Annotated in this window: 21 protein-coding genes and 3 tRNA genes; 15 read left to right on the top strand and 9 right to left on the bottom strand. The window is 53.3% G+C overall.

What is annotated here, in order from left to right; all coding sequences use genetic code 11:
- Positions 1-48 precede the first annotated feature (48 nt).
- Positions 49-1,494 carry a metalloprotease TldD gene (gene tldD, locus NXS97_RS15295; protein ID WP_013027427.1) on the top strand — a complete coding sequence of 482 codons (1,446 nt, stop codon included), beginning with the start codon at positions 49-51 and terminating at the stop codon, positions 1,492-1,494.
- 32 nt (positions 1,495-1,526) lie between these two features.
- On the opposite strand, the gene aaeR is transcribed toward tldD, so the two are convergent.
- A complete protein-coding gene (gene aaeR / locus NXS97_RS15300; protein ID WP_013027426.1) occupies positions 1,527-2,444 on the bottom strand; it encodes an HTH-type transcriptional activator AaeR in 918 nt (305 codons plus the stop codon).
- A 230-nt stretch (positions 2,445-2,674) separates the two neighbouring features.
- On the opposite strand from aaeR, the gene aaeX reads away from it, so the two are divergent.
- The 6 genes from aaeX (at position 2,675) to NXS97_RS15330 (ending at position 8,788) form a co-directional block, all read left to right on the top strand.
- Complete coding sequence (aaeX, locus tag NXS97_RS15305) at positions 2,675-2,878, top strand: p-hydroxybenzoic acid efflux pump operon protein AaeX (RefSeq protein ID WP_014594732.1); 204 nt, start codon at positions 2,675-2,677, stop codon at positions 2,876-2,878.
- Positions 2,879-2,885: 7 nt separating this feature from the next.
- Positions 2,886-3,818 (top strand): p-hydroxybenzoic acid efflux pump subunit AaeA, encoded by a 933-nt coding sequence (gene aaeA / locus NXS97_RS15310; RefSeq protein ID WP_015699409.1) that lies wholly within the window; start codon positions 2,886-2,888, stop codon positions 3,816-3,818.
- A 9-nt stretch (positions 3,819-3,827) separates the two neighbouring features.
- Positions 3,828-5,780, top strand: a complete 1,953-nt coding sequence (aaeB, locus tag NXS97_RS15315; protein ID WP_013027423.1) for a p-hydroxybenzoic acid efflux pump subunit AaeB — start codon at positions 3,828-3,830, stop codon at positions 5,778-5,780.
- A gap of 110 nt (positions 5,781-5,890) precedes the next feature.
- Positions 5,891-7,345, top strand: a complete 1,455-nt coding sequence (locus NXS97_RS15320; RefSeq protein WP_024472012.1) for an NAD-dependent succinate-semialdehyde dehydrogenase — start codon at positions 5,891-5,893, stop codon at positions 7,343-7,345.
- Positions 7,346-7,400: 55 nt separating this feature from the next.
- Positions 7,401-7,676, top strand: a complete 276-nt coding sequence (locus NXS97_RS15325; protein ID WP_014604891.1) for a hypothetical protein — start codon at positions 7,401-7,403, stop codon at positions 7,674-7,676.
- A 143-nt stretch (positions 7,677-7,819) separates the two neighbouring features.
- Complete coding sequence (locus NXS97_RS15330; RefSeq protein ID WP_116220085.1) at positions 7,820-8,788, top strand: Rpn family recombination-promoting nuclease/putative transposase; 969 nt, start codon at positions 7,820-7,822, stop codon at positions 8,786-8,788.
- A 234-nt stretch (positions 8,789-9,022) separates the two neighbouring features.
- Here the strand turns inward: NXS97_RS15330 and yhcN (NXS97_RS15335) are convergent, their stop codons facing one another.
- The 4 genes from yhcN (NXS97_RS15335) to argR form a co-directional block, all read right to left on the bottom strand.
- The gene (gene yhcN / locus NXS97_RS15335) at positions 9,023-9,286 is read right to left on the bottom strand and encodes a peroxide/acid stress response protein YhcN (RefSeq protein WP_013027419.1); all 264 of its coding nucleotides are present in this window, start codon (positions 9,284-9,286) and stop codon (positions 9,023-9,025) included.
- Positions 9,287-9,379: 93 nt separating this feature from the next.
- On the bottom strand, positions 9,380-9,652 hold the full coding sequence (locus NXS97_RS15340) for a YdgH/BhsA/McbA-like domain containing protein (protein ID WP_015699414.1): 273 nt from the start codon (positions 9,650-9,652) through the stop codon (positions 9,380-9,382).
- Between the two features lie 74 nt (positions 9,653-9,726).
- The gene (yhcN, locus tag NXS97_RS15345; protein ID WP_013027417.1) at positions 9,727-9,990 is read right to left on the bottom strand and encodes a peroxide/acid stress response protein YhcN; all 264 of its coding nucleotides are present in this window, start codon (positions 9,988-9,990) and stop codon (positions 9,727-9,729) included.
- Positions 9,991-10,484: 494 nt separating this feature from the next.
- Positions 10,485-10,955: a transcriptional regulator ArgR gene (argR, locus tag NXS97_RS15350; RefSeq protein WP_013027416.1), complete on the bottom strand. Its 471-nt coding sequence runs from the start codon at positions 10,953-10,955 to the stop codon at positions 10,485-10,487.
- A 552-nt stretch (positions 10,956-11,507) separates the two neighbouring features.
- On the opposite strand from argR, the gene mdh reads away from it, so the two are divergent.
- Positions 11,508-12,446, top strand: coding sequence for a malate dehydrogenase (gene mdh, locus NXS97_RS15355; protein ID WP_014594728.1), 939 nt, complete (start codon positions 11,508-11,510; stop codon positions 12,444-12,446).
- A 47-nt stretch (positions 12,447-12,493) separates the two neighbouring features.
- Here the strand turns inward: mdh and mscM are convergent, their stop codons facing one another.
- The 3 genes from mscM to rsgA all read right to left on the bottom strand — a co-directional run bounded on the left by mscM (position 12,494) and on the right by rsgA (position 17,873).
- Complete coding sequence (mscM, locus tag NXS97_RS15360; RefSeq protein WP_014594727.1) at positions 12,494-15,829, bottom strand: miniconductance mechanosensitive channel MscM; 3,336 nt, start codon at positions 15,827-15,829, stop codon at positions 12,494-12,496.
- 5 nt (positions 15,830-15,834) lie between these two features.
- Complete coding sequence (asd, locus tag NXS97_RS15365) at positions 15,835-16,731, bottom strand: archaetidylserine decarboxylase (RefSeq protein ID WP_014604894.1); 897 nt, start codon at positions 16,729-16,731, stop codon at positions 15,835-15,837.
- 92 nt (positions 16,732-16,823) lie between these two features.
- On the bottom strand, positions 16,824-17,873 hold the full coding sequence (gene rsgA, locus NXS97_RS15370; RefSeq protein WP_013027412.1) for a small ribosomal subunit biogenesis GTPase RsgA: 1,050 nt from the start codon (positions 17,871-17,873) through the stop codon (positions 16,824-16,826).
- 99 nt (positions 17,874-17,972) lie between these two features.
- Here rsgA and orn point away from each other — a divergent pair, with 99 nt between their 5' ends.
- The 4 genes from orn (at position 17,973) to NXS97_RS15390 (ending at position 18,952) form a co-directional block, all read left to right on the top strand.
- The gene (gene orn, locus NXS97_RS15375; RefSeq protein WP_014604895.1) at positions 17,973-18,521 is read left to right on the top strand and encodes an oligoribonuclease; all 549 of its coding nucleotides are present in this window, start codon (positions 17,973-17,975) and stop codon (positions 18,519-18,521) included.
- Positions 18,522-18,674: 153 nt separating this feature from the next.
- Positions 18,675-18,750 (top strand) — tRNA-Gly (locus NXS97_RS15380).
- A 25-nt stretch (positions 18,751-18,775) separates the two neighbouring features.
- Positions 18,776-18,851: transfer RNA gene (locus NXS97_RS15385), tRNA-Gly, on the top strand.
- 25 nt (positions 18,852-18,876) lie between these two features.
- Positions 18,877-18,952, top strand: a tRNA-Gly gene (locus tag NXS97_RS15390).
- 339 nt (positions 18,953-19,291) lie between these two features.
- Here NXS97_RS15390 and queG read toward each other — a convergent pair.
- Entirely contained in the window at positions 19,292-20,431 is a 1,140-nt protein-coding gene (gene queG / locus NXS97_RS15395; RefSeq protein ID WP_013027410.1) for a tRNA epoxyqueuosine(34) reductase QueG, read from the bottom strand.
- On the opposite strand from queG, the gene nnr reads away from it, so the two are divergent.
- Genes nnr through amiB form a run of 3 tightly spaced genes read left to right on the top strand, consistent with a single transcriptional unit; the run spans position 20,430 to position 24,096 of the window.
- A complete protein-coding gene (nnr, locus tag NXS97_RS15400; RefSeq protein WP_110286673.1) occupies positions 20,430-21,950 on the top strand; it encodes a bifunctional ADP-dependent NAD(P)H-hydrate dehydratase/NAD(P)H-hydrate epimerase in 1,521 nt (506 codons plus the stop codon). The genes queG and nnr overlap by 2 nt on opposite strands.
- Positions 21,947-22,423, top strand: a complete 477-nt coding sequence (tsaE, locus tag NXS97_RS15405; RefSeq protein WP_015699417.1) for a tRNA (adenosine(37)-N6)-threonylcarbamoyltransferase complex ATPase subunit type 1 TsaE — start codon at positions 21,947-21,949, stop codon at positions 22,421-22,423. Before nnr ends, tsaE begins: the two co-directional genes overlap by 4 nt.
- Positions 22,420-24,096, top strand: coding sequence for an N-acetylmuramoyl-L-alanine amidase AmiB (gene amiB / locus NXS97_RS15410; RefSeq protein ID WP_013027407.1), 1,677 nt, complete (start codon positions 22,420-22,422; stop codon positions 24,094-24,096). The genes tsaE and amiB overlap by 4 nt, the downstream gene beginning before the upstream one ends.
- Positions 24,097-24,114: the final 18 nt, after the last annotated feature.

Genomic DNA, 24,114 nt, shown 5'->3' on the forward strand with positions numbered 1-24,114 from the left:
TAATTGCCGCAGGCTATGATTATCCGAGCACATATTAAGTGAGAAACGATGACTCTGAATCTGGTAAGTGAGCAGTTGCTAACTGCTAACAACATTAATCAGCAGGACCTTTTTTCCCTGTTAGGGCAGCTTTCAGAACGTCGTCTGGACTATGCCGATCTCTATTTCCAGTCCAGCTTCCATGAATCCTGGGTTCTGGAAGATAAAATCATTAAAGACGGGTCCTACCATATCGATCAGGGCGTGGGCGTACGCGCCGTAAGCGGTGAAAAAACCGGCTTTGCCTATGCTGACCAAATTACCCTGAATGCGTTGCGTTTATCTTCTGAAGCGGCACGTAGCATTGTGCGTGAACAAGGCAACGGCAAGGCACAGACGCTGTCGGCCGTAGTTAACCGCTCGCTGTACGCGCCGGTCGATCCGCTCGGTAGCCTGAGCCGTGAAGATAAAATAGCCCTTCTGCATCGTGTAGACCAGGTCGCACGTGCTGCCGATCCCCGCGTTCAGGAAGTCAATGCCAGCCTGACTGGCGTCTATGAGCAGGTCCTGGTTGCCGCTACTGACGGCACCTTAGCCGCCGATGTCCGCCCACTGGTTCGTCTGTCCATTAGCGTCCAGGTTGAAGATCAGGGCAAGCGTGAGCGCGGTTCAAGCGGCGGCGGTGCGCGTACCGGCTATGCCTTTTTCCTGGCCGATGAGAACGGCGAGGTGCGGGCCGATGCCTGGGCTCGTGAGGCCGTGCGCATGGCGCTGGTAAATCTGTCAGCGGTGGCTGCGCCTGCAGGAACCTTACCTGTGGTGTTGGGCGCTGGCTGGCCGGGCGTACTGCTGCACGAAGCCGTAGGTCACGGCCTGGAAGGTGATTTCAATCGCCGTGGTACATCGGTCTTTAGCGGCAAGATGGGCCAACTGGTCGCTTCTGATCTGTGCACCGTTGTCGATGACGGCACGATTGATGGATTGCGGGGTTCGTTAGCTATCGACGATGAAGGCGTGCCGGGGCAATACAATGTGCTGATCGAAAATGGCGTATTGAAAGGCTATATGCAGGATAAGCTGAATGCCCGACTGATGGGGGTGAATCCCACCGGTAATGGTCGTCGCGAATCCTATGCGCACCTGCCGATGCCGCGTATGACAAATACCTATATGCTGGCCGGTAAATCCACGCCGCAGGACATCATTGAAAGCGTGGAGTACGGATTATATGCCCCTAACTTCGGCGGCGGTCAGGTCGATATCACTTCCGGAAAGTTTGTGTTCTCCACCTCGGAAGCCTATCTGATTGAGAAGGGCAAAGTGACCAAACCCGTAAAAGGGGCGACATTGATCGGCTCCGGTATCGAGGCAATGCAGCAAATTTCGATGGTCGGCAACGACCTGGCGCTGGATAAAGGCGTTGGCGTCTGTGGTAAAGAAGGACAGAGCCTGCCGGTAGGCGTGGGGCAACCCACACTCAAGCTGGATAAGCTGACAATCGGCGGCACCGCCTGACCGAGACGCAAAACCCGCCAACTGGCGGGTTTTTAGCTTTTGCGGTGCTGTTTGTACTGCTCGGCAACCTGCTCGAAATACTGCGTCAGATAGTCGATGCAAACCTGCACTTTCAGCGGCAGCTTGTCTCTTTCAGTATAAAGCGCATAAACCGGTCGTGGGTCAGATTGGTACTGCGGGAACAAAATATCAATCTCACCTTTCTTGATTTCATCCGCCACCCACATCATCGGGACATAGGCGATGCCATTACCGGCCTTAAGCCAGCGGATGAGCGTCTGAGAGTCATTGGTGACAAAACGCCCCTGCGGTGATAAACGCGTAACGATGCCTTCGGGGGCAATCAGCTCAAAATTGTTATCTGGCCTTACGCTGTATTCCAGCCAGGCAAATTTAGTGATATCGCCAGGTTTCTCCGGCGTCCCATGCTGCGTCAGATAGTGTTTAGCGGCACAGACCACCATTGGCATCGCCCCGAGTCGGCGCGAGAACAGGCTCGAATCCTTTAAAGCGCCCACCCGGATCACCACGTCCAGCCCGTCCGCGATTAAATCTGGCGCAGGAATACCGGTGACCAGGTTGACGCTCAGCCCCGGGTAATCACGCAGCATGTCGCTCGTCATACCGGCCAGCACGTTCTGTGCCATCGTGGAAGAACTGCCAATGCGTAGTACGCCGATCGGCGTGTTGTTAAAGGCATAAAGCTGTTCGTGAACCTGGTTAGCCTCTGCCAGCATACGGCGACAGCCCTGATAGTAGATTTTACCGGCTTCAGTGAGCCCAATGCTGCGCGTACTGCGGTTGAGTAGCTTTACCTGCAGCGCATCTTCCAGTTTGGCGACAATCTGGCTGATTGATGACACGCTAAGGTGAAGCTGTCGTGCGGCCGCAGTAAAAGAACCCAGTTCAACTACTTTGGCAAAAATCGACATACCTTTGAGTCGTTCCATTGTTTACTCTGGCTAAAAAGTGATTTAGATCACATTCAGTAGAAAACGTATAGTTAAGCGCGTTACTATATGTCGACCGGGGTATGACCTGGCGACGCTTCATTACCTGAAAACACCCGATGATACGCTATTATTAAGTCAGCCGTAGTTCAGATGTGGCTTATGGCGCGCAGGCGTTTGCGTCCTTCAGGCGGTGAATTATCCCGGCCGTATCGAACTAAGGATTTTTAATGAGTGTACTTCCGGTATTTGTCATGTTTGGGCTCTCTTTTCCGCCCATTTTCATCGAACTCATCGTTTCGCTCATGCTGTTCTGGATGGTGAAACGCGTGCTGACGCCCAGCGGTATCTACGATCTTGTCTGGCATCCGGCACTCTTCAATACAGCCCTTTACTGCTGTGTATTTTATCTGGTATCCCGTTTATTTGTTTGAGGTTTACGTGAACACGCTTATAAGAAAAATCGCGCGTTACGCGATCACCATCCTGCTGGTCATCATCGCCGTCATTATCATATTCCGTGCCTGGGTGTTCTATACCGAATCCCCCTGGACACGCGATGCAAGGTTTGCGGCCGATGTGGTCGCGATTTCACCTGATGTCACCGGGTTAATTACCGAGGTTCCCGTTCACGACAACCAACGGGTTAAAAAAGGTGACACGCTGTTTGTGGTCGATCGTCCACGGTACCAAAAAGCGTTAGATGAAGCGCAGGCTGATGTGGAATATTACCAGGCACTGGTTAATGAAAAACGCCGTGAGGCCGGACGTCGAAACCGACTCGGGACCTCTGCGATGTCACGCGAAGCCATTGAGCAGTCCAACAACGATCTGCAAACCAGTGAACATCAACTGGCAAAATCTGTCGCTACCCGCGATCTGGCTAAGATCGACCTGGAACGAACCACGATCACCGCGCCGTCAGATGGATGGGTGACGAACCTGAACGTCTACCAGGGCGAATTCATTACGCGGGGAGCGGTTGCCGTGGCGCTGGTACAGCAGCGCTCATTTTACGTGCTGGCTTATCTCGAAGAGACCAAGCTGCATGGTGTGCGCCCCGGCTTTCGGGCCGAGATCACGCCATTGGGCAGCAATGTGACGCTGCGCGGTACGGTTGACAGCATCGCGGCAGGCGTGACCAACAGCAGCAGCAGCGTTGACAGTAAAGGAATGGCAACGGTCCAGTCTAACCTGGAGTGGGTACGCCTGGCGCAGCGCGTACCGGTTCGCATCCGTCTTGACCAGGACCCCGGCAATCACTATCCGGCCGGAACGACAGCGACCGTGGTCATCACTGGCACAGAGGATCGTCAGCATACTGATACATCGCCCATCATGTCCTTCTTTAACCGTCTGCGTGAGTTTGGTTAAGAGGACGCTATGACTGAGTTCCTGCGGTTCCCGATAAAGCTGACTTTTGCGCTGGTTGCGGCGCTGATGATCGGCTTTCATCTTAACCTTGAAACCCCTCGCTGGGCCGTCATGACAGCGGGCATTGTGGCAGGCGGGACGGCGTTTGCGGCAGGCGGCGATCCCTATTCGGGCGCATTACGCTATCGCGGTATTCTTCGTATCATCGGAACCTTCATTGGCTGTGTCGCCGCGCTGGTCATCATGATTGCGACCGTACGCGCACCGGTAGTCATGCTGCTGTTGTGTTGTATTTGGGCGGGTTTCTGCGTATGGCTGTCTTCGCTGATCAAGGTTGAAAACTCCTATGCGCTAGGACTGGCTGGTTACACCGCGTTAATTATTGTCGTGACGGCGAATGCCAGTGGTGGGCTGACGCTGGTCCCGCAATATGCCGTGGAACGCTGTAGCGAGATCATTTTAGGGATACTGTGCGCCATTCTGGCCGATATGATTTTCTCGCCACGTTCGATTAAAAAAGTGATTGATGCTGAAGTTGACTCGCTGCTGGTGGCGCATTACAGGTTGCTGCAGCTGTGCGTGGCGCATGAGGACAAAGAAGAAGTCGATAAAGCCTGGGGGGCTTTGGTACGGCGTACCACGGCGCTCAGCAGTATGCGTAGCCAGTTGATGATGGAGTCTTCGCGCTGGCAGAATACCAGTCGACGGCTGCAAATGCTGAACACTCTGTCACTGACGATGATTACCCAGGCGGCTGAAACCTTTTTAATTCAAAACTCACGGCCTGACTACATTGCAACGCAGTATCGTGTGTTAATGGAGAAAGAGGCAGCGACGGCAGAAGACGTACACAAGCGTATGAAAGCGCTGCGACGGTTAATTGCCGTCAGCAGTAAAACGGTCCCCGAGACGCTGGAAAGCTGGGTTGAGGCAGCAACGGAATATCAGCTGCTGACGCATGGCATCAAAAGTAACGGCCGTATCACAGCACTGGAGGAGGGGATTCTTCAGCGCGAGGTCGTGATTCAGGCGCGTTCTGCTGAAAACCACCATGCGATGATTAACGGTGTTCGCACCTTTGTAGCGACTGCGCTCGGTTCGCTGTTCTGGCTCTATACCGGCTGGACATCAGGTAGCGGCTGTATGGTCATGTTGGGCGTGATTACGGCACTGGCGATGCGCATGCCCAATCCGCTCATGATGGCTAAAGACTTTGTTTACGGTATGACGGTGGCGGTCCCGCTGGGCGCACTCTATTTCATGTATATTTTGCCCAACACCCAACAAAGTGCCGTGCTGCTGTGCATTGCCATTGGCCTGTTAGGGTTTATTTCCGGCATTTTAATTCAGCGCAGGCAGATTGGTACGCTGGGAGCCATGGTCGGCACAATCAACGTGCTGGTGCTGGATAATCCGATGCAGTTCAACTTTACGCAGTTTATCGACAATGCGCTGGGACAGTGGATCGGCAGCTTCGTTGCGTTGATGGTCATCCTGTTGATTCGGGATAAGTCCAAAGCGCGCACGGGCCGTAAATTGCTCAACCGCTTCATGTATGCGGCGGTCTCGGCGATGACCACTAACCAGGCTCGCCGTCGTGAAAACCATCTTCCGGCACTCTATCAGCAGCTCTTTTTACTGCTTAACCTGTTCCCGGGTGACATCGACAAATATCGCATTGCCCTGACCTTAATTATTGGTCATCAGCGATTACGTGCTGCCGATGTGCCGGTTAATGCCGATCTGTCTGCGTATCATCGCCAGCTGCGCCACACGGCGGATCGGATCATCTCGGTACGCAGTGACGAAAAGCGCCGTTACTATTTCGAACGGTTACTCAAAGAGCTGGATGTCTATCAGCACAAGCTGGCGCACTATGACGCCCCAACCAGCGTGACCGAGCCGGTAACGCGACTGGCTGAGATGCTGAAAAAATATCAAAATACGCTCGTCCAAATCTGAATTATGGCCGCGGCAAGCGCTGGCGGCCATGATGATCCCCCGTGTTACCTGACCTGTCATTTTTGCCATCTATACTTTCCTGACAGATGACAAACCGACAGGAGCACCTAATGCATTCTTTACTGCACGACAGCGAACTGTTCCAGACAGGCTATCTGGTAAACGGGCAATGGCTGCGTACCACGTCTACCTTTGACGTGACGAACCCTGCCACGGGCGAGGTCGTCGCTCAGGTGGCAAAAGCAGGAAAAACGGAAACGGAAGCTGCAATAAAGGCTGCCCAGGATGCTTTCCCAGCGTGGCGAGCACAGACCGCCAAGGGGCGTTCAGAACTGCTGTACCGCTGGTATAGGTTAATCATTGAACATAAACGCTGGCTGGCTGAGTTAATGACAACGGAGCAAGGCAAGCCGCTCAAGGAAGCAGAAGGCGAAGTGGAATATGCCGCCAGCTTTATTCAATGGTTCGCCGAGCAGGCTAAACGGGCTAACGGTGAAATCATCCCTCCTGCTAAAGCGGGCTCGCGCATTCTGGCAACCCGTGAGCCGGTCGGCGTCGTCGCCGCTATCACGCCCTGGAATTTCCCTATGGCGATGCTGACACGTAAGTTAGGCCCGGCGCTGGCAGCGGGATGTACAGGCATTATTAAACCCGCGAATAACACACCGCTTTCCGCATTTGCCTTACTGGCGCTGGCAAAAAAAGCCGGCATCCCTGATGGCGTGCTTAACGGTGTAGCAGGCGACACGCATGCCATTAGCGATGCCATTATGGCCAGCAAAGCCGTACGTAAAATTTCCTTTACCGGTTCGACGGCAGTGGGGAAAACGCTAATGCGTAACGCTGCTGAAACCATGAAAAAGGTTTCGATGGAACTGGGCGGTAATGCGCCCTATATCGTCTTTGAAGATGCAGATATCGATGCAGCCGTGCAGGGAGCCATCGCCAATAAATTCCGCAATGCCGGTCAAGTTTGTGTCAGCGTTAACCGCTTTTTCATTCACAGTGCAGTTTACGAACGTTTTACGACCCAACTGGCCGCTGAAGTGGATAAGCTTAGCGTCGGAAACGGCATGGATAATGGCGTGGTCGTCGGCCCGTTAATCGAATCATCCGCATTAGAAAAAGTCGAAGAGCATGTCAAAGATGCCATTGCTCAGGGCGGAAAAGTGCTGACGGGTGGTCAGCGGCACGCGCTGGGCGGTAATTTTTGGCAGCCAACGGTCATTGTTGAGGCACATGAAGGCATGAAACTGGCTCAGGAAGAAACGTTTGGCCCGGTGGCAGCCTGTTTCCGCTTTGATGACGAAGAAGAGGTTATCCGTCGTGCCAACCAGACGGAGTACGGGCTGGCGGCGTATTTTTATACGCAAAACCTGCAGCGGGTATTCCGGGTCTCTGCCGCGCTCGAAAGTGGAATGATTGGCATCAATGAGTGTGCGGTCTCGACAGAGTTGGCCCCCTTTGGCGGCGTGAAAGAGTCTGGTCTGGGACGTGAAGGATCGGTACTGGGGATGGATGAGTACCTGGAGGTCAAAGCGCTGCACCTCGGCGGGTTAAGTTAGATGAACATCCGGGCGGCGCAGGGCCGCCCAGAACCGGATAACGGGAGTCGCCAGTATGAGAGTCGAGCGTTTTGATTTTAATGAGATTGTCGATCAGGCCCATTTCTTACGGCAATTTTGCGAACGCTTTGCTTTAAAGGCGTACGCCATCTGTGATTTGGATGGATTGTGGGACATCATTGTCTGCAAAGGTTTACCTCTCCCCCTGAAAATAGAGTTTGTGAATTTAGGACAAGGGCAGAAGCGGCGCTATGGAGCCTTAATTCTGCTGTTCGACGAGGCGGAAGAGGAGCTGGAAGGACAACTGCAATTTAACGTAATAGAGCGTTAACAGCGTTGAAGACCGACTAACGTGTATTATCGGGTCGCCCACGTGCGAGAAATTCCTCGAGAGCTCTCGCAACGTCACCGTTTGCTGACGCTGAGCATTTTCAGGTCGTGCTAACCTGCCACCTCATCATCAGGACAGGTTACATGAAAAGTAAAAATGGCACGCCCACGCCCCATGATGCGACATTCCGTCAATTTTTGTCCCAGTCCACCATTGCCCGTGATTTTATGGCATTGCATCTTCCGGCAGAGTTTCTCGCGCTGTGCGATCTGGATACGTTAAAACTGGAGTCTGGCGCTTTTGTGGAAGAGGACTTACGGCAATATTTTAGCGATATACTGTACAGTCTAAAAACCACAAGCCGCGATGATGGCTATATCCATGTGTTGATTGAACATCAGTCATCACCTGACAGGCATATGGCATTCAGACTGATGCGTTATGCTATTGCGGCAATGCAGCGGCACCTGGATGCCGGGCACAAAAAACTCCCGTTAGTCATTCCGATTTTATTCTACAGTGGCAAACGCAGTCCCTATCCCTATAGTACCCGCTGGCTGGACGAATTTTCGATTCCCGCCTTCGCCAGTCGGCTCTACAGCAACGCTTTTCCGCTAGTGGACGTGACGGTGATTCCTGATGAGGAGATTGTCGGCCACCGCAGCATGGCTGCATTAACACTGCTGCAAAAGCATATTCATCAAAGAGATTTAGCAGAACTCATCGATAAGCTGGCCCCTGTCACACTGGCGGGTTATCTCTCTTCATCACAGGTTATATCGTTGGTAAACTATCTTTTACAGGCGGGCGAAACCGCGGACGCTGACCTTTTCGTCAGAACGCTGGCGCAGCGGGTGCCGCAACATGAGGATGCATTGATGACCATCGCACAACAGCTTGAGCAGAAAGGCATTGAAAAGGGGATGGAAAAGGGCCTGGAAGAGGGCCTTCAGCTTGGTGAACAACGTGGCCTGGTGAAAGGCCGCAGTGAGGGAGAACGGTCGGCTGCACTAAAAATCGCGCGAACAATGCTGCAAAACGGTTTGCCTCCCAGCCTTGTCGCAGAGATGACCGGACTGTCAGACGATGATTTGGCGCAGATTGCCCATTGATATATTGCGCCTTAGGTCTGTGATTTACGGTACTGTTGACAGCGTATTAATCCCCCGCGTAAGCCAGACTTCTTCTGCTCATGTCGTTTTATGTCGCTGAATCCCGTCGATTAACATTGGCGGATGAAGGCTGCCTTTGCTTACCCCCTGTCACAGTTCACTCACCGCGCGTTTCAGGCAAAAAAAAGCCCCGGCGAGCGGGGCTAAAGGGTTCGTCATACGTCAGACGAGGAACTATTTATACAGCTGCGCGGTGATGTGGTAGCTGTCACCGGTATTAGCCTCAATAATTTTATAGGCACTTGCGCCTTGTTCATCCGCTTTCTGGGACAGCTGGGCGCGATAGTCGATAGGTGAACCCGCAACGCCACTGATGCTTACGGTTCCTGCAGGTTGCAGATTCTGCGTTTGATCGGCCGTGACGAGCTGCGCTGCTGAAGCGCCAAAAGCGATCACGGAGAGCAGACTCATCGTTGCGATGGTTGATTTGATGTTCATGATTTATTCCTCATAGCAATCAACAACCTGCGGAATAGCATACATAGAGCGGGTCATCGATTTTGTCAGGGCGGCAACATTGCCGCAGATGAATTATTTATACAGTTCGGCGGTGACGTGGAAGGTATCGTCACGGTTGTTCTCAATCACGCGATAATGGCCTGCACCTTGTGCATCCGCTTTCTCAGACAGTACCTGGCGGATGTTGGTCTGGTCGCCATTGATACCGCTTACGCTAATTGTTTGGTTTAGCGGCTGCAGATTCATGTCTTGCGCCTGCTGATTTGTGACCATGCTAGCGGCATTGGCACCAAAAGAGAGCAGTGAGGCCACGCCCAGCGCGGCAATCGTTAATTGGATTTTCATCATTCATTCTCCGGTAAGGATGTTTAACCAGCGGTCGCATTGGGACAGCTGGTTACCTGTCAGGTCCTGCGAGTTTATTTGTACAGCTCAGCCGTCGCGTGGTAGTTGCCGTCGTTATAGGCCTCAATAACACGGAAAGCTTTCGCGCCTTGTTGATCGGCTTTATCGCTCAGTTGCTGTCTGATATCGGATGGCGCGCCTGCCACACCGCTCACGCTTACCGTGCCAACAGGCTGCAGATTTTGTGCTTGTGAAGCAGAAATATAATCTGCTGCAGAAGCGCCGAATGACAGGGCAGATAAAATGCTCAAGGCAGCGATGGTAGATTTAGTTTTCATAAAAGATGTCCTCGTCCTGGTTGTTCTTCTTTTTTATTAGTGTGATTCACATCACGAAACTAAGTATAGGACTAATAACGGCAGAAATTAATACCTGCCTAATAATGTTTTGTTGATGCAATTTAACCATTTGGGATTTTTTAATAACTAAAAGTTATTAAAAATGGCTAAAATGCCACTACAGATGGGTAATTACGCATAAAAACAGTAAGATACGTTACTTTAACTTTTAGTGCGAAAAATCATGGTTGATATGGCTGCTTATCTGTTTTGGTCTGGGTGATGACGCCATTATTTGAATGTAAAGCAGTGTAAAATAGCGCGCAATGTTAAAGGTGGCAAAGGGTATGACCAATATTTGATGCGCTGAAAACGACGAGGCTAAAGAGTAATGCCTTGAAAAGTAACGTATCGGCTGAAAGAGAGCTGACAGAAGGAAGGGGGGGATAACGGGCAGAATAAACCGGCGATGTGCTGCCGGTTAGCGGGAACGACTATAGCTCTTGTTCAAACAGGACGAGGATAGCATCGTGAAGTTGTTTGACGGTAAAGGCGCGTGCCGGCGTGATAAAAATGGTGTCATCACCCGCAATCGTTCCCAGAATCCCCTCAGATTTACCCAGAGAATCCAGCAGGCGAGCGATCAGCTGCGCTGCGCCAGGGCTGGTATGGATCACGACCAGCGCATCATTGTAGTCAATATCCAGAACCAGATTCTTCAATGGACTGGTTGTTGTCGGCACGCCCAGCTCGGCAGGCAAACAGTACACCATCTCCATTTTGGCATTGCGGGTCCGCACCGCGCCAAACTTTGTCAGCATCCGGGAAACTTTGGACTGGTTGATGTTCTCAAAGCCGTCTTCCTGAAGCGCCTGAACAATTTCGCCCTGAGAACTGAATTTTTCTTCTTTTAATAAAGCCTTGAAGGCTTTGATCAGATCGTCTTGTTTCGATGGGTTTCGCATAATTTACCAGCAAATGTAAGAAAAACCGCGGAACAGACCGCAGCAAAGTCATTATTATGCATATAAATGAATTTTTATGCAATTGGTTGTTAATTGAACGGGGCGGTATCCATGGCGGGCGGCGATAATAGCAAAGAATTTACTCAGACCAAAACCCAGCTCACAGCCTGGAAAGGCAAAGGTTGCAAAGCTGTTATATTATTGATGAGGTAAGAAAATAAAAATTTACACTGCCGTTCTCTGTCTGCCGACGTCAAGGTTGTCGATTTCAGGTGATACCGGCCAACTCCCGCGCAACAGTTGGAGAGAAATCCCGTCACCGTCGTCGGCGCTTACCTGAGGTAGCCCTGACACGGCAAACAGGTTAGCTCGTTGTCTGCAACGCAGGATGAGGACGATATAGCGATGATAAGTAAGTTTTAAAATCCCGAGACTGCGGGCATTAGCGCGTAAAATAGTCTCGGATACCCGTCATCACCTGAGCAGTTGATTAAGGTCTGACACAGATGGAATTTCGGCTCTTCTCTGCCCCACCTTAATAAGGAGTTATGAATGAAAGTTGCCGTACTCGGTGCCGCTGGTGGCATAGGCCAGGCGCTAGCACTTCTACTCAAAACCCAGCTTCCCGCAGGTTCAGAACTTTCTCTCTACGACATCGCGCCCGTCACGCCTGGCGTCGCGGTCGATCTCAGCCACATTCCTACCGCAGTTAACGTTAAGGGTTTTAGTGGGGAAGATGCCACCCCGGCTTTAAAAGGTGCGGATGTCGTGCTCATCTCTGCTGGGGTAGCGCGTAAGCCTGGTATGGATCGGGCCGATTTGTTTAACGTCAATGCCGGCATCGTGCGTAATTTGATTGAGCAGGTTGCTACGACAGCGCCGAAAGCGTTAATTGGGGTGATCACCAATCCGGTTAACACGACGGTGGCGATTGCGGCCGAGGTCCTGAAGAAACACGGTGTTTATGACAAGAATCGACTGTTTGGCGTGACAACGCTGGACATTATTCGCGCCAATACCTTTGTCGCTGAGCTGAAAGGCAAACAGCCTGGCGAGGTGAACGTGCCCGTGGTGGGGGGACACTCAGGCGTCACTATTCTGCCATTACTGTCCCAGGTTGCGGGCGTCAGCTTTAGCGATCAGGAAGTGGCTGACCTCACCAAACGTATTCAAAACGCCGGTACAGAAGTGGTGGAAGCGAAGGCCGGTGGGGGGTCAGCAACGTTATCCATGGGGCAGGCCGCCGCCCGTTTCGGTTTATCGCTGGTACGTGCCTTAAACGGCGAAGCGAACGTTGTGGAGTGTGCCTACGTGGAAGGCGATGGCGAGCATGCCCGCTTCTTCTCTCAGCCCCTGCTGTTAGGTAAAAACGGCGTGGCGGAGCGTAAGCCTGTTGGTGCCCTTAGCCCGTTCGAACAGCAGGCGCTGGATGGCATGCTGGAAACACTGAAAAAAGATATCGCGCAGGGCGAAGCTTTTGTGAAGCAATAACCCCCGCAGCCCGAACAGGAAAACGCCCGGTCAAACCGGGCGTTTTTTTATAACCCGCCTGATTTAAAAGTCCGCGTCGTCGACGCACCATTTCCGGCAGGCGTTTTTCTGCTTAAGGTTTCTACCCGCATCTGGAAGGGTGGGAAAGGCATTTCGATACCATGTTCTGCAAAGCCGTGCAGAATAAGCTGATGCAGTTCATGGCGAAGCGGCATGCGATGGCCCATTTCAGCGGCGTGTACGCGTAGCTCAAACAACTGTATTCCCTGCTGCAGGTCAACCAGAAACACTTCCGGCGGCGGTGTATCCAGAACGTAGCTGCAACGTTCTGCAGCCAGCTTGAGCAACGTGGTGACCTCCTCGCTGCTTACCTGTGCGGGAGCGGGTATGGTCAGCACGACGCGCGTGACGGAGTCCGACAGCGACCAGTTAACAAACTGTTCTGTAATAAAGGCCTTATTAGGCACGATGATCTCTTTGCGATCCCAGTCTGTAATTGTCGTGGCGCGGGTATTGATGCGCGTAATGCTGCCGGTCAGATCGCGAATAGTAACGGTATCGCCAATACGAATGGGTTTTTCAAACAAAATAATCAGGCCGGAGATAAAGTTCGCAAAAATCTCCTGCAGGCCAAATCCCAACCCAACGCCCAGGCCGGTCACCAGCCATTGCAGCTTGGACCATTCAATCCCAATCAATGAGAAGCCGAGCAAGCCACCAATTAGCAGCAGCAAATACTTGGTCAGCGTGGTAATGGCATAGCCGGTGCCTGGCGACAAATCAAGATGCTGCAGCAGGGCCAGCTCAAGCAGGGCCGGCATATTGCGCACCAGCTGCGTCGTAATCACGAACACCAGAATGGCGATCAGAACGGCGCCCAGCGTAATGGGTTGAATACTCTCCACGCCCTGAACGGAGGTGTTGACATCCCATAAACGAATATTCTCAAGGAAACCAAACGCAGAGTGGATTTCCGACCACAGGACAATGACTGACACCAGCGCAATCAGCGTCAGGATTGACCTGACCAGGCGCAGTGACTGAGCACTGATGGCGTCCAAATCAATCACGGGCTCTTCTATTTCAATAACGTCAGTATTTTGCGCCTGATCTTTTTCTTCTTCGTTGCGCGCGCGATTGGCCAGCATATCGGCCCGGCGCTGGCGTGCGCGATCGAACCCCAGCCTGCGTCGTTGAATCAGCATCCAGCGGCGAATGATATGGTAAATAACCAGCAGGAAAAACCAGATTGCCACCGAGGTTTCCAGACGTGCCAGCAGCGCCTGCGCTGTTTCAAGGTAACCAATCATGGAGGCCAGCGCGGCCAGCAATGGAATGGCGATCATAATATTCCACAGCAGGCGGTTAATCATGTTTTCGCCGTTGCCCTCTTTATCAAGATAAAGAGGGATCCCTGCACGTTTTAGACTTACCGTAACAAGACTCAGGGCGCCACAGATCAAAATAAAACACAGTCGGCCCAGGGTGGCAGAGAACAGACGATCGTCAAGGTTATCAAAGGTGATCAGCAGCATAATCAGCGGCACGATCAGGCCAATACTCAACGAGTAGTAACGCATGGCACGCGCAACGCGTACCTGCGGCCAGCGGAAATGCACAATGAACAAACCGTTGGCGCGGGCAAACTGGGCGCTGACCATGAATATCCACAGCAGAGGCAGCGTCGCCGTAATGCCATCGCCGATAGCAACGGCTACCGGATACGGCCAGGCGTTTTGCAGCCCGTATCCCAGGGTTGCCCAAAGCACAGGAAGCGGAAGCGCGACCAGAATTGACCAGAAAACAGTGCGGATGGTCAGGCGGAAGCGATCCTGGGTGACCTTACCAACCTTACTGGCTGAGCGTTCCAAAAAAGCGTTGAAGTGACGACGTGTACTCAGGCTAAAACCGACCAGCAACACGGCACCCAAAATGGGCAGGACGGTGCTGCGGCTGGTAAACATCATTGCCAGAGCTTTGCCAAGCTGCCCAAGCGTATCCAGCGTAAGCAGGTGCGACAGGCCTTTAGCCACGTCCAGAGGATAGCTCAATGAAATGGGGCTGACATCTGCTGTCCAGAACAGATAGCGGTGCGTGGCGTCTTTGACTTCGGTTAACGCATCCTGAAGCTGCGTATTGGCGACCTTGAGTTTAGTGATTTCCAGAATCAGCGTATCGCAGCCGGATATCAGGGAGTTCAGCAATTCTCGCTGCGTTTTTAACTGTGCATCCAGAATGCGCTTTTGGTCGCTGGTAAAAGGCTGCCCGTCCGCCTGATGTGCTTTGCGAAGCGCATTCTGTCGTTCCAGAAGATCTTCATAATGCAGGCGCTGAACGCGCAGCTGTGCCATTTCATTATCGATTTGCTGAGATTTCGGCATATCGGGTAAACGCGCCACCTGTGCCCGAAGCGCATCGCCGAGCAGGTTAGAGGCACCCAGCCACTGGGATTGTTCCCGCAACGTTGCCAGCGCCTGACGGACCTGAATAATTTGATTGGTGGCGAGGCGCTGTTGCGATGCCACCAGATCCATGCGCTGTGCCTGCTGATTCAGCGCACCGGACAAATCGCGGTTAACCCGAAACTGCTCACTGATCTCGGGCGGTAAATCACCACTGTTTTCCGCCAGCTGTTCCGTACGCGCCAGCGCCGTTTCGGCCTCGCGCTGACGTTGTTCATTCAGTTGATTACGTAAAGCCTGCAGATAATTATCAAGCTGGGTCACTTTGCGCTGATGCACCTCGGCGCGCATGCGAGCCAGCTCCTGGCGATTGTTGGCCGACAACTGCGCCAGCTCATACTCATCGACTTTGGCTTTATTGGCGGCATTTTCTGCCTGGCGAGCCACCAGTTGGGCCTGACCGACTGGAGTGGCAGCGCTGCCGGCACTCTGTAAGCGCCGTTCGCTCTCGGTCAGTGCCCGGCGCGCTTCCGTTTGCTGCTGTGGCAACTGCGACAGGGAATCACTGATCTCTCTGGCACGGTCCTGCTCCTGCTGGGCCTGGCGTCCTTCTTCAATCAGCTGACTGCTGATTTGCAGAATCTCTTGTTCCAGCTCTGCGCTGGTCATCGTGCTGCGCACGGTTTTAGCGTTGTCGTTAAGCGTGGCGATTTGCTGCCTTAACTCGCGGGCAAGGCGCGGAAAATCGTCAATAACCTGTTGATACTGTTGTGCGCGTTCGAGGGCATCATCGCGTTCAGAGAGCGAGGCCAGTGCGGCTTCCAGTGACTGAATTTGTTCAGTTTGCGAGGGGGCATTTTTAGTGGCTTTGACCTCTTCCAGCTGCTGTTTGAGCTGGCTGGCATCAGGCAGGCTGGCGGCTAGCGTAGAAGAGCTGAGCCAGAGGCTCAGCAGCAGACAAAAGATCGAACGCACGAACATAGGTTCTACTCGACAGCGTCAGGCGCGGTAGTCGTCAGTGGAAGGGCGAGCGCTAAAGGTTGGCCCAGTCGAACCTTACTTTCCGCCTCAAGGCTTTCCGCCAGCTTGATTCGGCCAGGCGCGAACAGGTTGATTACCGTAGAACCCAGTTTAAAGCGGCCCATTTCCTGACCTTTGAGTAATACCACGGCACCGTCATGATCGGCGGCCGGGTAATGCCAGCGTTTAATAATGCCTTCGCGCGGCGGTGTGACGGTGCCTGCCCAAACGGTTTCAATGCTGCCGACAATCGTTGCGCCCACCAGGATCTGCACCATCGGGCCCATATCGGTTTCAAAGTAACAAATTACGCGCTCGTTACGGGCAAAGAGGTTAGGGATGTTACGTGCGGTCAGCGGATTAACGGAGTAAAGATCGCCTGGTACATAGATCATCTCACGCAGGATGCCGTTACAAGGCATGTGGACGCGGTGATAATCACGCGGTGCCAGGTAAGTGGTCGCAAATTCCCCCTCACGAAACTGTGCCGCCATATGCTCATTACCGGCGAGCAGGGCGTCGATCGTGTAGTAATGGCCTTTCGCCTGGAAAATCTGATCGCCTTCAATATGGCCAAGCTGGCTGATCGCGCCGTCAGCAGGCAGAACGATCAGGCTGGCATCGGGATCGATTGGGCGTGCATCGTCCTTTAACGGACGAACAAAGAAATCGTTAAAGGTGCGGTAGCTGGCGGTATCCGGTTTCCGTGCTTCAGCCATATCGACTTTGTAAAACCAGACAAAAATATCAATGACCAGCTTCGTCAGCCAGCCGCCGCGACGGCTGGCTCCCCAACCCGCAAGTTCAGTCAGCCATTTTTTTGGAAGAATGTGATTCAAGCCGAGTTTAAAACGATCAAACACCCTAGCCTCCTGGCTATCTTTCATAACATTGACAAAAAGGGAGCGGATTGTAACAGCGCCCCAGTCAGATGGCGAATACGCCGTTACGGGCCTTAATCTTCACTCTCGGCGAAGTTTTTCCGGGTTTTCATTTGCGCCATGCTTTCAAGAATACGGTGGTAGTTATAGAAGCGTGATTGATCGATTTTGCCGTTTTCAACGGCTTCACGAATCGCACAGCCCGGATCGGTGTCATGCTTACAGTCACGAAACTTACAATCGCCTAAGAACGCACGGAATTCGACAAATCCACGCGTGATTTGTTCCGGCTCAAGATGCCACAAACCAAACTCACGGACACCCGGAGAATCAATCACATCCCCGCCCTCGGGGAAATGATAAAGCCGGGATGCGGTCGTGGTATGTTGGCCCAGTCCGGAAACATCGGAAACATCATTGGTCAGAATGGCGGTGTCCTGCTGTTGATCGAAGCCAAGCAGGGCGTTCAGCAGGCTGGACTTACCTACGCCGGACTGCCCGGCAAAGATACTTATCCGGTCAGTTAAGGCTGCCTGCAGTGCATTCAAACCCTCTTTCACATGGCTGGAAACCATCAATACCCGATAACCGATCTTGCGGTAAATCTCCATCTGCTCGTCAACAAACGCACGTGCGTTGTCATCCAGCAGATCGATTTTGTTCAGCACCAGCAGGGGCTCAATATCCAGTGTTTCGCTGGCGACCAGATAACGGTCGATAATATTCAGTGACAGCTCTGGCAGAATCGCGGACACGATAATAATTTGATCGATGTTTGCGGCGATGGGTTTGACGCCATCGTAGAAATCGGGGCGCGTCAGCACGCTGGTGCGTTCGTGCACCGCTTCAACAATACCTTTACCGCCGTTTAGCGCGGGACGCCATACCACCCGATCGCCGGTGACCAGCGAACGAATCGTGCGACGTATATTGCAACGGTGGGTAAGGCCAGCACTGTCCTCGACATCGGCATGCATGCCAAATCGGCTGACCACCACGCCCTCTGCGTCCTGACCAAACAAATTATCGTCCGCTTCCGGGCGCGTTTTGCGCTGGTTCAAACGACGATCGTGGTTAGCGCTTACGCGACGTTGTTGACCTTTAGACAGTTTATTTTTACTCACTCACCCTCACCGTTTAGCTGGATTTCGCCCTGAGGGGCAAAACGTCTATGATACACCTTATTCATGATGAATGACGACTCAGCAACCACAGGTAACAGCATGGCCACTGGAAACGAAAATAATCTAATTTGGATCGACCTTGAAATGACCGGACTCGATCCGGAACGCGATCGCATTATTGAGATCGCCACTATCGTGACCGATGCCGACCTCAATATCCTGGCTGAAGGGCCGGTGATGGCGGTTCATCAGTCAGATGCACAGCTCGCCTTAATGGACGAATGGAACGTTCGTACACATACGAATAGCGGTTTGGTGGAACGGGTAAAGGCCAGTAAGATTGACGATCGCGCTGCGGAAAAAGCGACTATCGAGTTCCTACAGCAGTGGGTGCCCGCAAACACCTCGCCCATCTGCGGCAACAGCATTGGGCAGGATCGCCGTTTCCTGTTCAAGTACATGCCAGAGCTGGAAGCCTATTTCCACTACCGCTATTTAGATGTCAGCACGCTCAAGGAACTGGCTCGTCGTTGGAAGCCAGACATTCTTCCAGGCTTCAAAAAGAGCGGCTCGCATCAGGCGTTAGACGATATTCGTGAGTCCGTTGCCGAACTGGCGTACTACCGCCAACACTTTTTGCAGCTTTAAACCGCAAAGGGTGCGCAGGAAATCGCCAGGTTGATGCAATAAGCAGCAAACGCATCAAAAGCGCAAATTTTTGCTGTAAGCATCTTGCAGCAGCAGCGATTTCTCGTATAATGCGCACCCCGTACCGGTGAAGAATTTATGACGGTACAAGGCGCGGGAATAGCTCAGTTGGTAGAGCACGACCTTGCCAAGGTCGGGGTCGCGAGTTCGAGTCTCGTTTCCCGCTCCAAATTATGTTTAGCAGTACCCTCTATGCGGGAATAGCTCAGTTGGTAGAGCACGACCTTGCCAAGGTCGGGGTCGCGAGTTCGAGTCTCGTTTCCCGCTCCAAATTATGTTTAGCAGTACCCTCTATGCGGGAATAGCTCAGTTGGTAGAGCACGACCTTGCCAAGGTCGGGGTCGCGAGTTCGAGTCTCGTTTCCCGCTCCAGTTTTGTCACTTTCTTTGTCGCAGCCTGCCAGGCTGGATGATGATCTTTAGTACTACAGTCAGAGTTATCCACAGCAGGACAGATGACTGTTCATGCTTTTTTGCCGTTCTGTAAAACTCTTTTAAACAGAGTTATCCACAGATATAGGGATTAAGCCAAACGCTAGACGCATTTGCAAAATAACACAAATTTTATTTAATCTATTGATAGTTAAAGAAATAATAATATTTCATTATGTTATTTGATTCTGTCACTTGTGTTATTACGATTGAATGACAAGGTGTTTTTATTTTTATTCACAGGATGTGGAAATCTGTTTCCTGTGTATCGTTGCGCAATCAGGCATCACGCGGCAATCCCTTCTCTATTACCCTGACGAGCCTTTTTTGCTGTGCTGGCTGTACGTCAATCTCTACGTGCTTTCGCTTATCCTGTTGCTGCGCAATGGCCCACTGAATATGTTCGTCCAGTAAATCACTTTCCCCCAGCCGCTGTTCGAGTATGGGGAGGATCTCTGCGCTCCACGGGGCATTCCCTAGCGCCACCGCAATATTGCGTGACCAGCGCTGATAACCAATTCGGCGGATGGGAGAGCCTTCGGTAATACGCAGGAATTTCGCTTCATCCCACTGAAACAGGGCGGTTAACGCTGGCGCATGCAGCGCTGCGCGGGGTGAAAAATCCGCTTCGTCAGTCAGTTGCCCATAGCGGTTCCAGGGGCAGATGAGCTGGCAGTCGTCACAGCCATAAATGCGGTTTCCCATCAGGGGCCGCAGCGCTTCGGGGATGGCGCCTTCGAGCTCAATCGTCAGGTAGGAAATGCAGCGGCGGGCATCCACCGTGTAAGGCGCCACGATAGCGCCTGTCGGGCAAATCGTCATGCAGGCCACGCAGCGTCCACACTGCTCTTCCTGTGGGGAATCTATCGGCAGAGGCAGATCGATCAGCAATTCCCCCAGGAAAAACCATGAGCCCGCTTCGCGGTTCAGGATCAACGAGTGTTTGCCGGTCCAGCCCAATCCGGCTTTCTCTGCCAGAGGGCGTTCAAGCAGTGGGGCAGAATCGACAAACGGACGAAACTGGCTTTCGCCACAGTGGGCCTGAATCATTTCTCCGAGCTTTTTCAGGCGATTGCGCAATACTTTGTGGTAATCACGGCCCAGCGCATAGCGGCTGACATAACCTAACTGTGGGTTTTTCAGCGTACTGGCGAAAGCGGCTTTGGCAGGAAGATAATTCATGCGCACGCTGATCACCCGCAGCGTACCGGGTAACAGCTCATGGGGACGCGCACGCATCATTCCATGGCGGGCCATCCATTCCATCTCGCCATGGTACTGTTTGTCCAGCCATGCCTGCAGACGCGGTTCTTCAGCGCTGAGATCGGTGTCGGTAATACCGACCTGCTGAAAGCCGAGATCGCGTCCCCACTGTTTAATGTGTTGAGCGAGTTGATCAAGATCGAGAGGGTATGACATGACTAACCAGAATTCGAAGAGAAACGGCAGCAGTTTACCACACTCTGTCTGGCCTGCGCAGGCACTGGCACAACTTGAGCGTGAGGGTGCCGATGCACTGGGTATCTCGCTCTACGAGCTGATGTTAAGGGCAGGACAGGCCGCCTATGAGCATATAACTGTCCACTGGCCGGATGCAGAGCACTGGCTGGTGCTGTGCGGTCATGGCAATAACGGAGGCGATGGTTATGTGGTTGCCCGTCTGGCGCAGGCTGCAGGCAAACAGGTGACGCTTCTGGCCTGTGATAGCGATAAGCCGCTGCCCGACGAAGCGGAGGCCGCCAGAAACAGCTGGCTTGAAGCGGGTGGGGTGATCCATGCGCCCGACGTGGCCTGGCCTGAAAAGGTCGATATTATCGTCGATGCGTTACTGGGAACAGGCATCAGCCGGGCGCCCGCCGAACCTGTTTCCACCCTGATAACTCAGGCAAACGCACATGACGCGCCAGTCATGGCGATTGACCTCCCCTCTGGTCTGTCTGCAGCGACAGGCAACACACCGGGAGAGGTTATCAATGCCACGCATACGTTGAGCGTTATTGCGCTGAAGCCCGGACAGCTTACCGGCAAGGCGCGGGACTGTATTGGGTCGCTTTACTTTGCCGACCTGGGACTGCAAAGCTTTCTGTCAGCGCAGTCGCCGCCTATGGCTCGCTATGATGCCCGTTTCTTATCCCACTGGCTGAAACCGCGTAAAGCAACGTCCCACAAAGGCGATCAGGGGCGTTTGTTGGTGATAGGCGGTGACAGCGGCACCGCCGGTGCCGTGCGGATGTCGGCAGAAGCCGCGCTACGAACGGGAAGTGGTTTGGTGCGAGTGCTTACTCACAAAGACAATATTATCCCTATCCTCACCGCGCGCCCGGAAATTATGGTGGATGTGCTCACGGACGCGGGACTGGCTGATGCGCTGGAATGGGCGGACGTCATCGCCATCGGTCCGGGGCTGGGACAGCGGGAATGGGGCAAAAAGGCGCTCGAAAAGGTTAAAAGTACTGAAAAGCCCATGCTTTGGGATGCAGATGCGCTTAACTTGCTGGCAATAAGCGCTGAGAAACGTCAGAATCGCATTATAACGCCGCATCCGGGTGAAGCTGCTCGTTTACTGGGTGTTAAGACCAGCGAAATTGAGAGTGACCGCTTACAAGCCGCACGAGAGCTGGCGAAACGTTATGGTGGCGTTGCCGTATTAAAAGGTGCGGGCACGATTATCGCCAGTGAAAACGGGCAAATGGCGTTTGCCGATGTGGGTAATGCCGGGATGGCATCGGGCGGAATGGGTGATGTGCTCACCGGTATTATTGCCTCGTTAATGGGACAAAAATTGGCGCTGTTTGATGCTGCCTGTGCAGGTTGTGTTGCTCACGGTGCTGCCGCTGATACGTTGGCTGAGCAGCGGGGCACGCGCGGCATGCTGGCATCAGACTTATTTGATCTGCTGTGGCAGTTTGTTAATCCAGAGATGAATCAAGAAGCATGAAGAGCTGTGTTATATCTTTGCCCAATGAGGCGGCAACACTCGAACTGGGTGCTCAACTGGCGCAGGCCTGTGGCAATGCGGCGGTGATCTATCTTTATGGCGACCTCGGCGCAGGAAAGACCACCTTCAGCCGCGGTTTCTTGCAGGCATCCGGTCATCCGGGCAATGTGAAAAGCCCTACCTACACCCTCGTCGAGCCTTATGTTCTTGAAGGGCGTTCCGTTTATCATTTCGATCTCTACCGCCTTGCCGATCCGGAAGAGCTGGAGTTTATGGGCATTCGTGACTACTTCACGAACGACGCGGTTTGTCTGGTTGAGTGGCCCCAACAGGGCGCCGGTATTTTGCCCCCGCCGGACGTGGCGTTGACGCTCCGTTATGTCGATGAAGCGCGGCAAGCCGAGCTGGTTGCGCACTCCGCCCAGGGGCAGCGCTGGGTTGATCAGATCGAACAAGGCAGGGTCCGGGCATGATGACATGGATGAAAATGCTCGTTGTGGCAGGATTGCTACTCATTACCGGCCCCCTGTTTGCCGCTAACCTGTCTGATATTCAGGTATCGAATGGCGGAAATCAGGCCACGGTTACGCTGAGTTTTTCCGGCCAACCGGTTTATGCCTACTTTCCGCTACACAATCCCGACCGTGTGGTGCTGGATATTCGTCAAAGCGGCGTCATCAAAGGCTTACCCCTGACGTTTAGCGGCGATAACATCGTTAAACGCATTCGTACCAGTACCCCAAAAGATAAACAAAGCATACGTCTGGTCTTTGAGCTGACGCAGTCTGGAAAAACCCGCGCCGTTACGCAACGCAACGGCAGTCAGTACAGCGTGGTCTTTACCATACAGGGTAAACATCCGGCCGTTACGCGCAGCGCGCCCGTGGTTGCAGCCGAGCCTGCGCCGACACGAGCACGGGAAACCGCAGCCAGTAATCCGTTCAATGCTAACCCGGTGACCACGGTCACCAACACCAACAGCACGGTCCGTCCCGGTGGGGTTGCCAGCCGAAACGACACGGTTATTGTAGCCATTGATGCCGGACACGGAGGCCAGGATCCCGGGGCGATAGGCCAGCACGGACTTAAAGAGAAAAACGTCACCATCGCCATTGCGCGTAAACTGAAAGTGTTGTTAAACGACGATCCCATGTTCAAAGGGGTTCTGACGCGTGACGGCGACTATTTTATCTCTGTAATGGGCCGTTCAGACGTTGCGCGCAAAGCGAATGCTAACGTGCTGGTGTCAATTCACGCCGATGCGGCACCCAGCCATGCGGCAACCGGAGCCTCTGTTTGGGTATTGTCTAACCGCCGCGCGAACAGTGAGATGGCAAACTGGCTGGAGCAGAAAGAGAAACAGTCAGAACTGTTAGGCGGAGCAGGCGATCTGCTGGCGAACAGTCAGGCCGATCCCTATCTGAGTCAGGCCGTGCTGGATTTGCAGTTTGGTCACTCGCAGCGCGTCGGGTATGACATCGCGACGAAGGTGATTCAGCAGCTGCGTGGCGTCACGTCTTTACACAAGCGTTTACCTGAGCATGCCAGTCTTGGCGTGTTACGTTCGCCGGATATTCCTTCCCTGTTGGTGGAAACCGGTTTTATTAGTAATGCCTCGGAGGAGCGACTGCTCGGCAGTAGCGCACACCAGGATAAGATTGCTCAGTCGATATATAAAGGACTGCGCGCTTATTTCCTGGCGCACCCGCTACAATCGGTCCCAAAGGAGGAAAACCGGCCGCTGGCTACGTCGCCAGCGGTCAGCGTAGTCAGTAATCCGGCGACCGGAGAGACGCAGTATACGGGCGCCATTCAGCGGCATACTGTAACGCGCGGCGAAACGCTCTCAGGAATCGCGGCAAAATATGGCGTGAGCATGGCAACACTGCGGCAGATGAACACCCTGAAGCGCGATGTTGTCTGGGTGGGGCAGCGGCTGAAAGTTCCGGCCAGTGCGGTGGCCAGCCGTACCGCACCGGCTTCCTCAGGGGCGCATCGCCCGGTGCGGCATAAAGTGGTGCGGGGAGACTCGCTGAGCAGTATCGCCGCGCATTATGGCGTCAGCCCTAAATCGATTCTCCAGGCGAATAACCTGAAATCCACCAACGTGATGTTGGGTCAGAACCTGAAAATCCCTGCATCCTGATTGTTAGCCCGGCCGCCG

It is taken from the genome of Pantoea sp. B623, assembly GCF_024814475.1.
Lineage (GTDB): Bacteria > Pseudomonadota > Gammaproteobacteria > Enterobacterales > Enterobacteriaceae > Pantoea > Pantoea ananatis.

Excerpts from the sequence above, each read along its gene's own strand:
- tldD (WP_013027427.1), top strand. The coding sequence starts at position 49 with ATGACTCTGAATCTGGTAAGTGAGCAGTTGCTAACTGCTAACAACATT.
- aaeR (WP_013027426.1), bottom strand. The coding sequence starts at position 2,444 with ATGGAACGACTCAAAGGTATGTCGATTTTTGCCAAAGTAGTTGAACTG.
- aaeX (WP_014594732.1), top strand. The coding sequence starts at position 2,675 with ATGAGTGTACTTCCGGTATTTGTCATGTTTGGGCTCTCTTTTCCGCCC.
- aaeB (WP_013027423.1), top strand. The coding sequence starts at position 3,828 with ATGACTGAGTTCCTGCGGTTCCCGATAAAGCTGACTTTTGCGCTGGTT.
- NXS97_RS15320 (WP_024472012.1), top strand. The coding sequence starts at position 5,891 with ATGCATTCTTTACTGCACGACAGCGAACTGTTCCAGACAGGCTATCTG.
- NXS97_RS15325 (WP_014604891.1), top strand. The coding sequence starts at position 7,401 with ATGAGAGTCGAGCGTTTTGATTTTAATGAGATTGTCGATCAGGCCCAT.
- NXS97_RS15330 (WP_116220085.1), top strand. The coding sequence starts at position 7,820 with ATGAAAAGTAAAAATGGCACGCCCACGCCCCATGATGCGACATTCCGT.
- yhcN (WP_013027419.1), bottom strand. The coding sequence starts at position 9,286 with ATGAACATCAAATCAACCATCGCAACGATGAGTCTGCTCTCCGTGATC.
- NXS97_RS15340 (WP_015699414.1), bottom strand. The coding sequence starts at position 9,652 with ATGAAAATCCAATTAACGATTGCCGCGCTGGGCGTGGCCTCACTGCTC.
- yhcN (WP_013027417.1), bottom strand. The coding sequence starts at position 9,990 with ATGAAAACTAAATCTACCATCGCTGCCTTGAGCATTTTATCTGCCCTG.
- argR (WP_013027416.1), bottom strand. The coding sequence starts at position 10,955 with ATGCGAAACCCATCGAAACAAGACGATCTGATCAAAGCCTTCAAGGCT.
- mdh (WP_014594728.1), top strand. The coding sequence starts at position 11,508 with ATGAAAGTTGCCGTACTCGGTGCCGCTGGTGGCATAGGCCAGGCGCTA.
- mscM (WP_014594727.1), bottom strand. The coding sequence starts at position 15,829 with ATGTTCGTGCGTTCGATCTTTTGTCTGCTGCTGAGCCTCTGGCTCAGC.
- orn (WP_014604895.1), top strand. The coding sequence starts at position 17,973 with ATGGCCACTGGAAACGAAAATAATCTAATTTGGATCGACCTTGAAATG.
- nnr (WP_110286673.1), top strand. The coding sequence starts at position 20,430 with ATGACTAACCAGAATTCGAAGAGAAACGGCAGCAGTTTACCACACTCT.
- queG (WP_013027410.1), bottom strand. The coding sequence starts at position 20,431 with ATGTCATACCCTCTCGATCTTGATCAACTCGCTCAACACATTAAACAG.
- tsaE (WP_015699417.1), top strand. The coding sequence starts at position 21,947 with ATGAAGAGCTGTGTTATATCTTTGCCCAATGAGGCGGCAACACTCGAA.
- amiB (WP_013027407.1), top strand. The coding sequence starts at position 22,420 with ATGATGACATGGATGAAAATGCTCGTTGTGGCAGGATTGCTACTCATT.